Here is a 9,626-nt window from a genome sequence, read left to right as displayed (position 1 = left end):
CAGCCACACGCCCGGCGCACGCGACCCTGCCCGGCCCCCGCGCGGCTGATGCCCAGCGCCCGGTGCTCCGGCACTGGGGGGCGCCGTTGCCGGAGGCCAGGGCCGCGTACCCGTGCCGCTGGTGTGTCGGCTAAACCGCACCTCCATCGCTCTCGTCGATGCGACGAGCGTCGTCTACTGGCAAGTCGCACTAGATGCGCACGACATCCTGCTCGCCGCGGAACTTCCCGCCGAAAGTTCCCTCGACGTCGGCTGCCCGCCGTTTTTCGAGGGTGCCTCCGACCACGCCCTGCACAACCCGGACTTCGTACCTCCCGGCCTCGCGGGCCGCTGCCGGCCCGTCGCCATCGACGGCCCCCTCGTCAAGGCCGAGCGCGCCCGCCTCGACGCCCTCTTCGTCCAGGCGCTGACCGATCATTGCGCTTGGGCCGAGAGAGCCGAGAACAACAGCTTCGCCTGAGCACGCGGGGGTTAAGGCCCCGCGTTCGAGCCGGCGTGCGTCGCCGGCTTCCATCGATGTGATCCCCGCTTCCCCCAGCGCATCGCCCCGGATTTCGGATCGGGGGCGATGCGCTGGGGGCTCGTTTTCGGGACGCTGCTCCGAGCACGCCGCGCGGCACGATGTCGATGATTGCTCCCGCCTCGCCGGTTCGACAAGGGGCGTAGGCATTCCGACCTTTCATCCGCGCGATCCGAAAAAACGAGTCGATGCCGTGTCAGTTTGACGGCCTCGTTGCACAGAGCCTTCGAAACCCGACGGTCACCGCAACGAAGGTGGAAGCGCGATGACAGCAACGAAAGACTTGCAAAGGTCGATGTCAATTCCGGGTCTCGGATGGCGTTTAGCTCGGACCGTGGCGGCGGGGATCCTCCTCGGCGCCCTCGCCGTCTCAGCGCCCGGCGCGGCGCAAGAGGCACAGCCGGCACCGCCCGCGGCCACCGCGACCGGACCAGCTGAACCCGTCACCGATTCCACCCCGGTCGCTGCGGCGCCTGCAGAGATTCCGGCCGCCCCCCGGAAGCCGGTTGTCTCGCACGACCTTTCGCCGATGGGCATGTTCCTGAACGCCGATCCCGTCGTGCAGGCCGTGATGATCGTCCTCGCCGCCGCTTCGGTGGTGACCTGGACCATCTTGCTGGGGAAGATCTTGAGTCTCGCCATGGCCAAGCGGGGAATGCGGGCCAACCTCAAGGAGATCCGGGCGTCCGCTACCCTGGCGGAAGCCGGACAGAGGGTTCGCCGCGGCGTCGGCGCCCTCCTCCTGGTCGAGGCCGAGGAGGAACTCACCCTGTCCCGGGGTCTGCCGAGCGACGGCGTGAAGGAGCGCGCGGCGATCGCGCTGGGCCGAATCGAGGCGATGGTCAGCAAGCGCATGGCCTCTGGCACCGGCATCCTGGCCACCATCGGCTCGATCGGCCCCTTCGTCGGCTTGTTCGGCACGGTCTGGGGCATCATGGGCAGCTTCATCGGCATCGCCAACTCCAACACCACCAACCTCGCCGTCGTGGCACCGGGCATCGCCGAGGCGCTGCTGGCCACCGGAATCGGTCTCGTCGCGGCGATCCCCGCCGTCGTGATCTACAACGCGCTGACCCGCTCCATCACCGGCTACCGTGCCATGACGGGCGACGCTGTCGCCCTGATCATGCGCCACCTCTCGCGCGACCTCGACCGGCGCGAGATCGCCACCTACGGCGCCAAGTCCGGCATTCGCGTCGCGGCGGAGTGAGCCCATGGCGGTCAATCTCGGATCCAACGACGGCGGCGATCTGACGGAGAACGCCGACATCAACATCACGCCGTTCATCGACGTGATCCTGGTGCTGCTGATCATCTTCATGGTGGCTGCCCCCCTCTCGACCGTCGACGTGCCGGTCGAGTTGCCGGTCTCCGCCGCGCCGCAGCAGCCGCGCCCCGAGAAGCCGATCTTCGTCAGCGTGAAAGCCGATCTCGGCGTCGCGCTGGGTGAGGACGCCGTGGCGCGTCCGGCCCTGGGCGCCGCCCTCGACGCGGCCACCAAGGGCAACAAGGACGAGCGCATCTTCCTGCGCGCCGACAAGGGCGTGCCCTACGGCGAGCTGATGGCGGTGATGAACCTGTTGCGCGCCGCCGGCTACCTCAAGGTCGGCCTCGTCGGCCTCGAAGACGTCTCCGGCGGAGGTCAGCCATGATCCATCCGCCGCCCGAAGCCTTCGTGCGGGCCACCGAGTTGGAACGCACGCATCTGGAGAGCCGTGAATCCTCGCCGGCGCTCCGGATCCTGGCCTGGGCGGCGGCGGGCCTGCTGACGCTGGGCGTCCATGTCGGCCTCTACCTCGCCCTGACTCGTCAGGCCGAGGTACCGCCCACACCATCGGAACTGCCGGCGGCGGTGATGATCGACATGTCGCCCGAGCCCACCGTGGCGAAGTCCGAGACGGACAACGCGGCGGAGGGACCGCCGGCCGCGGATTCCGAAGCAACGCCCGAGTCGGAACCGGTCGAAGAAGCCCCGCCGCCGCCGGACGTGGAGCCGGTCGTCGAAGCGCCGCCTCCGCCTCCCGAGGTGAAGCCGCAGGCCGTGCTGCCGCCGACTCCGCCCAAGCCGGACAAGAAGCCCAATCCGAAGCCGCCCGAGAAGAAGCTGGAAAAGAAGCCGGTCGAGAAGAAGCCCGAGAAAACCGTCGAGAAGAAGGAACGGCCGAAGCCAGCCTCCCGCAGCGGCGGCGGCCCACGCTCAGACCAGCAGAACGCGGACCGGACCGCCGCTTCCGCCGCCGGTTCGGCGGTCAGTCAGGCCTCGCGGGCAACCTGGCAGAACGACATGCGGGCCCGCATCGTGCGCGCCAAGCGGTTCCCGCCCGGAGCGATGAGGGCAACCGGCGTGGCTGTCGTCAGCGCGACGTTCACGGGCACCGGCAGCGTGACGGGCGTACGCCTCGTCGTCTCATCCGGCAACGCGGCCCTCGATAGCGAGGCGGTCGCGGTGGTCTACCGCGCCGCGCCCTACCCGCCGCCGCCCGGCGGCCAAGCGCTGATGCAGACGATCCCGGTGGACTTCAACCGACGCTGAGACGACGAAGGCCTCCCGGTGCCGGGAGGCCGCAACTGGCAAGAAACCGAGACCGATGCTTCCGAATTCGTCCCCCTCCTCGAGCGCGCGCGCGGCCTCCGTGGCGGCCGTGCCCGCCTCGGCCTTCCGGCTCGACAACGGGATGCAGGTTGTCGTCATCCCGGACCGCCGCAGCCCGATCGTCACGCACATGGTCTGGTACCGCAACGGTTCGGCCGACGACCCGCCGGGCAAGTCGGGCATCGCCCACTTCCTCGAACACCTGATGTTCAAGGGCACCGAAGCGCATCCGGCCGGTACGTTCAGCACCCTGCTGGCCTCCGTGGGCGGCGAGGAGAATGCGTTCACGGGCTGGGACTTCACCGCCTACCATCAGCGCGTGCCCCGGGAGCACCTGCCCACCTGCATGGCGTACGAGGCTGACCGGATGCGCGGCCTCGTGCTCGATGAGGCCGTGGTGGCGACCGAGCGTGCCGTTGTGCTGGAAGAGCGCTCCATGGTCGCCGACGCCAACCCGGCCGGGCTCCTCGGAGAGGCCCTGGCGGCCGCCGCGATCCCCTCTCACCCGGCCGGACGGCCCATCATCGGCTGGCGCCACGAGATCGAGGGACTGACCCGAGCGGACGCCCTCGCCTATTATCGGCGCTTCTACACGCCCGAGAACGCCCTCCTCCTCGTCGCCGGCGATGCCGAGCCGCAGGCGGTGCTGGAACTTGCCGCGAAGATCTACGGGTCGATCCCCGCCTCGGGTTCGCCCCTCGCGCGGAGCCATCCCCAGGATCCGCCGACCCGTGCCCACCGCCAGGTGACGCTGGCGGACGCGACCGTGAGCGAGCCGCAACTGATGCGGCTCCACACCGTGCCCTCGCCCCGCACGGCGGCGGCCGGCGAGGCCGAGGCGCTGGAACTGCTCGCCTTCCTGCTCGGCGGCGACGACACGTCGTTCCTGCATACGCGGCTCGTCGTCGAGCGCGCGTGCGCCACCCGCATGCAGGCGGCCTATTGGAGCCCCTACTTCGCCGGCCGCTCGCGCTTCTATATCCACGGCCTGCCCGTTCCCGGCACCACGCCCGAGGATCTCGACCGCGCGCTCGATGCGGCGCTGGGCGAGCTGCGCCGGACCGGCTTCGAGACCGGGGCCATCGAGCGCGCCAAGACGCAGCTCGTGGCCGAGGCGCTCTACACCCGGGACAGCCAAGTCAGTCTCGCCAACTGGTACGGCATGGCCCTGTGCTGCGGCCTGAGTCTCGACCATCTGGCGACATGGCAGGCCCGCATCGAAGCCGTCACGCCCGAGGCGCTGACCGCGGCCCTGTCCCTGCTGGATCGGCCGGGCGGCGTCTCCGGTCATCTCGTCCGCCCCCAAGCGGCCTGAAAGGAGGCGCCCGCCATGACGATCCACGTCGCCCCTCCCTCCGTTGCCTTCGCCGATCGGGTGCAGCGTCTGCGCAGCCCCGGCGGCATCGAGGCTTGGCTGATCGAGGACCACGCGCTGCCGATCCTGTCGGCGCAGTTCGGGTTCCGCGGCGGTCCCGTCCTCGATCCGGCGGATCGGGCCGGCGCGGCGCGGATGCTCGCCGACCTGCTGAGCGAAGGCGCCGGCCCGCTGGAGGGTGGCGCCTTCCGGCGTGCGCTCGGCGATCGGGCGATCCGGCTGTCCTTCTCGATCTGGAGCGACAGCCTTCGCGGTGAACTCAAGACCCTGTCGCGCAACGCCGAGCAGGCCTTCGACCTCCTTGGTCACGCGGTGCAGGCCCCGCTCCTGTCGCCGGACGACGTAGCCCGCATCCGGGGAGCCATCGCCTCCGAGCTGCGCGCCGGCCTCAGCCGGCCGGAGATCGTGGCGGGCCGGGCCTTCGCCGCCCGCGGCTTTTCCGGGCATCCCTATGCCCGCCCACCCAACGGCGACCTCGCCAGCCTCGAACGCATCGGACGCGAGGATCTCGTCGCGCTGCAGGCGCGTATGCTGAGCCGCGGCAACCTTCGCGTCGCCGTCGTCGGCGCGATCGGGCCGGAGGCGCTTGGTACCGCCCTCGACCGCGCCTTCGCACCACTTCCGGCCGAGGCCGTGGCACCGACGCCCCCCACGGTCCTCCGCGGCCTCGGCGAGCGGATGGTGACGCGGCTCGACCTGCCGCAATCCACGATCCGGTTCGGACGGCCCGGCATCGCCCGCACGGACCGGGACTTCGCCCCCGCGATGGTGGTGAACCAGTGCCTTGGCGGCAGCGACCTCTCCTCGCGCCTGTTCCGCGAGGTCCGGGAGAAGCGGGGTCTCTGCTATGCCGTCCGCTCGACGCTCCAACTCGCGGACGGTGCCTGCACCCTGGTCGGCACCACCGCGACGGGCAACGACCGCGCCGCCGAGGCGCTGGGCGTGATCGAGGACGAGATCCGCCGGGTCTCCCGCGAGGGCCTCGGTGCGGACGAGGTCGATCGGGCCAAGGGCTACCTGCTCGGATCGCACAAGCTGCGCCTCGACACCTCTCCGGCGCTCGCCGCCCTGCTGCTCGGGCTGCAACTCGACGGTCGCGATCCGGGCTGGTTCGACGAGCGCAACCGGCGGATCGCGGCGGTGACGCCGGAAGACGCCGCGCGCGCGGCCGAGCGCCTGCTCGGCGACGGCCGGCTGCTCGTCGCGGCGGCCGGCGATCCGGCGGGACTGTGAGGCGAAGACAAGGTGACGGGATCGATCCCGCGCACCGCGCGGCACAGGGTCGGCCCTGGCGCGAACGAGAACACCGGAGGGATCAGAGCATGAGACCGATCGTCGTGATGAGCCTGGGACTGATCCTTGCCTTGCCGGGCGCCGCCCTGGCGCAACCCGCATCGCAGGGAGCGGGCTTGACCGCCGCGCCCGGCTTGCCCGCGGAGGGTGCGAACTCGCGGCGAGCGTCGGAGGGCGGGGCGTCGGCGGAGACGCGCGGCGCCCTCCTGGGGGCCGGAGCGGCTCCCTCCGCCGGTGTCACTCCACCGGCCGAGCGGCCCCCGCGGCCGGCGAAGGCGATCGGACCGGATATCGCCTCCGCCATCTTCGCGCCGATCGGCGTGATCGTCGCTCCGATCACCGAGGGGCTGCACGCCTTCGACGCCGCCATTGCCCCGATCAACGAAGCGCTCCAACCCCTCACCGGGCCCTACAGTGCCGCGCTGGTGGTGGGGCCGGACGGCGCGCCGCTCGCTCCCGAGGGCGCGGCGGCCGCTCCTGTGACGGCCCCACCCGAACCGGCCCCGGTCGAGTCGCCGCGGACCGTGCGCGGTCCGCGCAAGTAAGCGTCCCTCACGAAACGTCCCTCCGCACGTCCCTCGCCGGAGCGAGGACGGCTCGCGACCGGGTGTTTCGTGAGCGCTCACCGTCGTCCCCGACAACTCATCGCCGTCAGCTCGGATACCGCACGCCCCGACCGAGGGACCGGCCGACGATCGTTCCGCCCCGCCGCGATCCGGCGCAGGCCCGCAAAAGGTTCACGCTGATGTCCCATTCGGAACTGCTGGTCGGTGACCCGGCGCCGGCGATCGAGGTCGAGACCTTCCTGAAGGGCGAGCCGATCGCCGCCTTCGCTCCGGGCACGGTCCACGTCATCGAGTTCTGGGCGACGTGGTGCGGCCCCTGCAAGGCCAGCATCCCGCACCTCACGGACCTCCAGAATCGCCACCGAGCGGTTCCGATCATCGGCGTCGCGGTGGGATGGACGGATCTCGACGAGGTGCGGGCCTTCGTCCACGAGCGGGACGAGGCAATCAGCTACCGGATCGCCGTCGATCGGGCGCCGGACGAGGGTACGCGGCGGACCTGGATGCGCGCCGCGTGGTGCGATGCCGCCTACGAGCAGGGCGTACCGACCGCCTTCATCGTCGACGGCGAGAGCCGGATCGCCTGGATCGGCCACCCGACGGAAATCGACGAGCCGCTCGCAGCGGTGGTCGAGGGGCGCTGGGACCTGCCGGCCATGGCCGAGGCGCACCGCCGGCAACTCGTGCAGAACAAGGTTCGCGAAGCCAGAGCCCTGGAGCGGGCGGTCAAAGCCTGTTTCGACGCGGGCGACCGGGAGGGGATGATCCGGGCCTACGACGCGGCCTTCGCGGCCGAACCCGCCCTCGAACGGACCCATGGCTTCGGTAAGTTCAAGCAGCTCGCGCCCGAGAGCGACGCGGCGCTTGACTACGGACTGCACTTGATCACGCAGGCTGCGTCCGACGACCTCAACACGCTGTTCAAGCTCGGGACGAGCCTGATGGATCGAATCGGGACCCTGGAAGGCTCGCCGCGGCGGCGCACCGCGGCTCTGAGCGTTGAGGCGCTGGAGCGGGTACGGCTGCTGATCGGCCCTGAGGCGAGTCCCGGCCTCGTCATGCGCGTCTCGCACAGTCTTGCGGGGGCCCTGCTTGCCTCGGGTCGATCGAGCGCGGCGGCGTTCCGCGCCGCGGAGGCACGGCAGGCCGGCCTCGAAGCCGAGGCAACTCCGGAGGCGTTGGCCGAGATCGACGCCCTGATGGATCGCTGCGTGACCGCCGCCCCGCCGCTGCCTCTGCCTCCGACGGTGATCTGTGAGGGCGATAGCTGCCGCCTCGCCGACGCGTGAGGGCCCGCGCAACTTAAAAATGTTATCTTCCGCGCTTTTTGAAAAAAAATGCGCGGAAGGCGTGTGAATTCCGGCATCTCGTCCCACAGAAGGGCGAGATCGCAGCGCCGGCGGGCGAGACCCGACCCCCGGCGATCCGTTGTCAACGCGGGGATGCCGTCCCGCGGTGCGCCCCGCTCCGGCCCGATCCGAATTTCCTCAGATGACCGTCCACACCTGGCTCGCCTTCGTGGCGACCTCCTGCATCGTGCTCGCGATGCCGGGGCCGACATCCTTTCTCATCCTGCGCTACGCGACCCAGCGCGCCCCGGGCACGCTTCCGCGCGTCGTCGCGGGTGCGGTGCTGGGTGACGCCGTCGCCCTCGCCATCTGCAATTTCGGCCTCGGCGCGCTGCTCGCGGCTTCCGCGGGCCTGCTGCTGATCCTTAAGACCGCGGCAGCGATCTATCTGATCGGTCTCGGCCTCACGGCCCTGTTCGGCCGGGCCTCGGCCTCGCAAGCCCCAGGGCAGGCCTGCGGCGGGCGGCCCTTCGTCGGCGTCTTCCTCGTGACCGCGCTCAACCCGAAGGGCATCGCCTTCTTCTGCGCGCTGCTGCCCCAGTTCGTCGACGAGGCGGAGCCCATCCTGCCCCAACTCGCCCTCCTCCAGGCCACGTTCTGCGTCCTCTCCCTGGTTTCGGCGATGACCTGGGCCCTGGCCGGCACGCTTCTGCGCCGCACCGGCGGACGCCTGTTCCGGCGTGCCACGGGCCTTCTCCTCATCGGTGCCGGGGTCGCGCAGGCGACCGGGAGGCTCGCGTGACCGGTCATTCCGACCCGCAGGATACCGCGCGGGCGCGCCGCTGGATTACCGAGGCGGTCGAGACGATCGAGGCCGACTTCAATCGCTCGGCCGACACCCACCTCCTGCGGGTGCCGCTGCCGGCCCATCTCGGCATCGACCTCTACCTCAAGGACGAATCGACTCATCCCACCGGCAGCCTCAAGCATCGGCTGGCGCGCTCGCTGTTCCTCTACGGCCTGTGCAGCGGGCGGATCGGGCCGGATACCACGGTGGTCGAGGCTTCGAGCGGCTCCACCGCGGTGAGCGAGGCCTACTTCGCGCAGCTTCTGGGCCTGCCCTTCGTCGCGGTGATGCCGCGGGCGACCTCCGCCGAGAAGGTCGTGCAGATCACCCGCTACGGCGGGCGCTGCCACTTCGTCGAGACGCCGTGCGCGGTCTATGCCGAGGCCGAGCGGCTCGCGGCCACCCTCGGCGGCCATTACATGGACCAGTTCACCTTCGCCGAGCGGGCGACGGACTGGCGCGGCAACAACAACATCGCCGAGTCGACCTTCGCGCAGATGGCCCGCGAGGCGCACCCGGTCCCCGCCTGGGTCGTCGTCGGTGCCGGAACCGGCGGCACCTCCGCCACGATCGGCCGCTTCATCCGCTACCAGCGGCTGACGACGCGGCTCTGCCTCGCCGATCCGCAGGCCTCGGTCTTCCACCGCCACTTGGCCGACCGTTCGGTGCGCACCGCCGACGGGCAGCCCTCGATCATCGAGGGGATCGGCCGCGGGCGCTGCGAGCCGTCCTTCCTGCCCGAACTGATCGACCGGGCCGAGGCGGTGCCGGACATGGCCAGCCTCGCCGCGGCACGGGTGCTGTCGGAGCGGCTCGGACGATCCTGCGGCGGGTCGACCGGCACCAATCTCTGGGCCGCCGCCCGGATCATCGCCGGGATGGCTGCGGCCGGAGACACCGGCTCGGTGGTGACGCTGCTGTGCGATTCCGGCGAGCGTTACCGCAGCACCCATCTCGATCCGCACTGGCTGGCCGAGCGCGGCCTCGTGCTCGATCCCTACATCGCGGCCATGGAAGCCTTCTTCGAGAGCGGCGTCTTGCCCGACGCGCGTCTCGCGGCCTGACCCGTCCGTCAGCCGCCCCATCGCGCCCCGAATCCGGATCGCCGCCGGATCCGGGGCGCGGCTTCATGGCGGCGTCTGC

At 70.9% G+C, this 9,626-nt stretch carries 10 protein-coding genes; all 10 read left to right on the top strand.

Annotation, left to right across the window (positions count from 1 at the left end; translation table 11 throughout):
- Positions 1-112 precede the first annotated feature (112 nt).
- The 10 genes from MKK50_RS21200 to MKK50_RS21155 all read left to right on the top strand — a co-directional run bounded on the left by MKK50_RS21200 (position 113) and on the right by MKK50_RS21155 (position 9,547).
- Complete coding sequence (locus tag MKK50_RS21200) at positions 113-460, top strand: hypothetical protein (protein WP_499025110.1); 348 nt, start codon at positions 113-115, stop codon at positions 458-460.
- Positions 461-1,049: 589 nt separating this feature from the next.
- Positions 1,050-1,730: a tonB-system energizer ExbB gene (exbB, locus tag MKK50_RS21195; RefSeq protein ID WP_367399385.1), complete on the top strand. Its 681-nt coding sequence runs from the start codon at positions 1,050-1,052 to the stop codon at positions 1,728-1,730.
- Positions 1,731-1,734: 4 nt separating this feature from the next.
- Positions 1,735-2,172 (top strand): TonB system transport protein ExbD, encoded by a 438-nt coding sequence (exbD, locus tag MKK50_RS21190; RefSeq protein ID WP_253373682.1) that lies wholly within the window; start codon positions 1,735-1,737, stop codon positions 2,170-2,172.
- The gene (locus MKK50_RS21185; protein WP_499025109.1) at positions 2,169-3,053 is read left to right on the top strand and encodes an energy transducer TonB family protein; all 885 of its coding nucleotides are present in this window, start codon (positions 2,169-2,171) and stop codon (positions 3,051-3,053) included. The genes exbD and MKK50_RS21185 overlap by 4 nt, the downstream gene beginning before the upstream one ends.
- 55 nt (positions 3,054-3,108) lie before the next feature.
- Positions 3,109-4,428, top strand: coding sequence for a M16 family metallopeptidase (locus tag MKK50_RS21180; protein ID WP_499025107.1), 1,320 nt, complete (start codon positions 3,109-3,111; stop codon positions 4,426-4,428).
- A gap of 15 nt (positions 4,429-4,443) precedes the next feature.
- The gene (locus MKK50_RS21175) at positions 4,444-5,721 is read left to right on the top strand and encodes a M16 family metallopeptidase (RefSeq protein ID WP_499025106.1); all 1,278 of its coding nucleotides are present in this window, start codon (positions 4,444-4,446) and stop codon (positions 5,719-5,721) included.
- 89 nt (positions 5,722-5,810) lie between these two features.
- Positions 5,811-6,326, top strand: coding sequence for a hypothetical protein (locus MKK50_RS21170; protein ID WP_499025104.1), 516 nt, complete (start codon positions 5,811-5,813; stop codon positions 6,324-6,326).
- Between the two features lie 200 nt (positions 6,327-6,526).
- The gene (locus MKK50_RS21165) at positions 6,527-7,636 is read left to right on the top strand and encodes a TlpA family protein disulfide reductase (protein ID WP_499025103.1); all 1,110 of its coding nucleotides are present in this window, start codon (positions 6,527-6,529) and stop codon (positions 7,634-7,636) included.
- 202 nt (positions 7,637-7,838) lie between these two features.
- Entirely contained in the window at positions 7,839-8,438 is a 600-nt protein-coding gene (locus MKK50_RS21160) for a LysE family translocator (RefSeq protein ID WP_253373676.1), read from the top strand.
- Positions 8,435-9,547, top strand: coding sequence for a PLP-dependent cysteine synthase family protein (locus MKK50_RS21155; RefSeq protein WP_499025102.1), 1,113 nt, complete (start codon positions 8,435-8,437; stop codon positions 9,545-9,547). Before MKK50_RS21160 ends, MKK50_RS21155 begins: the two co-directional genes overlap by 4 nt.
- The last annotated feature ends 79 nt before the right edge of the window (positions 9,548-9,626 follow it).

Source organism: Methylobacterium sp. J-043, assembly GCF_022829505.1.
GTDB classification, from domain to species: domain Bacteria; phylum Pseudomonadota; class Alphaproteobacteria; order Rhizobiales; family Beijerinckiaceae; genus Methylobacterium; species Methylobacterium extorquens_A.
Note: the sequence above shows the minus strand (reverse complement) of the source record. Positions and strands in the feature narration are given on the sequence as shown.

What these genes read in the sequence shown, in the direction of transcription:
- exbD (WP_253373682.1), top strand. Translation starts at nt 1,735, where the DNA reads ATGGCGGTCAATCTCGGATCCAACGACGGCGGCGATCTGACGGAGAAC.
- MKK50_RS21165 (WP_499025103.1), top strand. Translation starts at nt 6,527, where the DNA reads ATGTCCCATTCGGAACTGCTGGTCGGTGACCCGGCGCCGGCGATCGAG.
- MKK50_RS21180 (WP_499025107.1), top strand. Translation starts at nt 3,109, where the DNA reads ATGCTTCCGAATTCGTCCCCCTCCTCGAGCGCGCGCGCGGCCTCCGTG.
- MKK50_RS21170 (WP_499025104.1), top strand. Translation starts at nt 5,811, where the DNA reads ATGAGACCGATCGTCGTGATGAGCCTGGGACTGATCCTTGCCTTGCCG.
- MKK50_RS21185 (WP_499025109.1), top strand. Translation starts at nt 2,169, where the DNA reads ATGATCCATCCGCCGCCCGAAGCCTTCGTGCGGGCCACCGAGTTGGAA.
- MKK50_RS21175 (WP_499025106.1), top strand. Translation starts at nt 4,444, where the DNA reads ATGACGATCCACGTCGCCCCTCCCTCCGTTGCCTTCGCCGATCGGGTG.
- exbB (WP_367399385.1), top strand. Translation starts at nt 1,050, where the DNA reads ATGGGCATGTTCCTGAACGCCGATCCCGTCGTGCAGGCCGTGATGATC.
- MKK50_RS21160 (WP_253373676.1), top strand. Translation starts at nt 7,839, where the DNA reads ATGACCGTCCACACCTGGCTCGCCTTCGTGGCGACCTCCTGCATCGTG.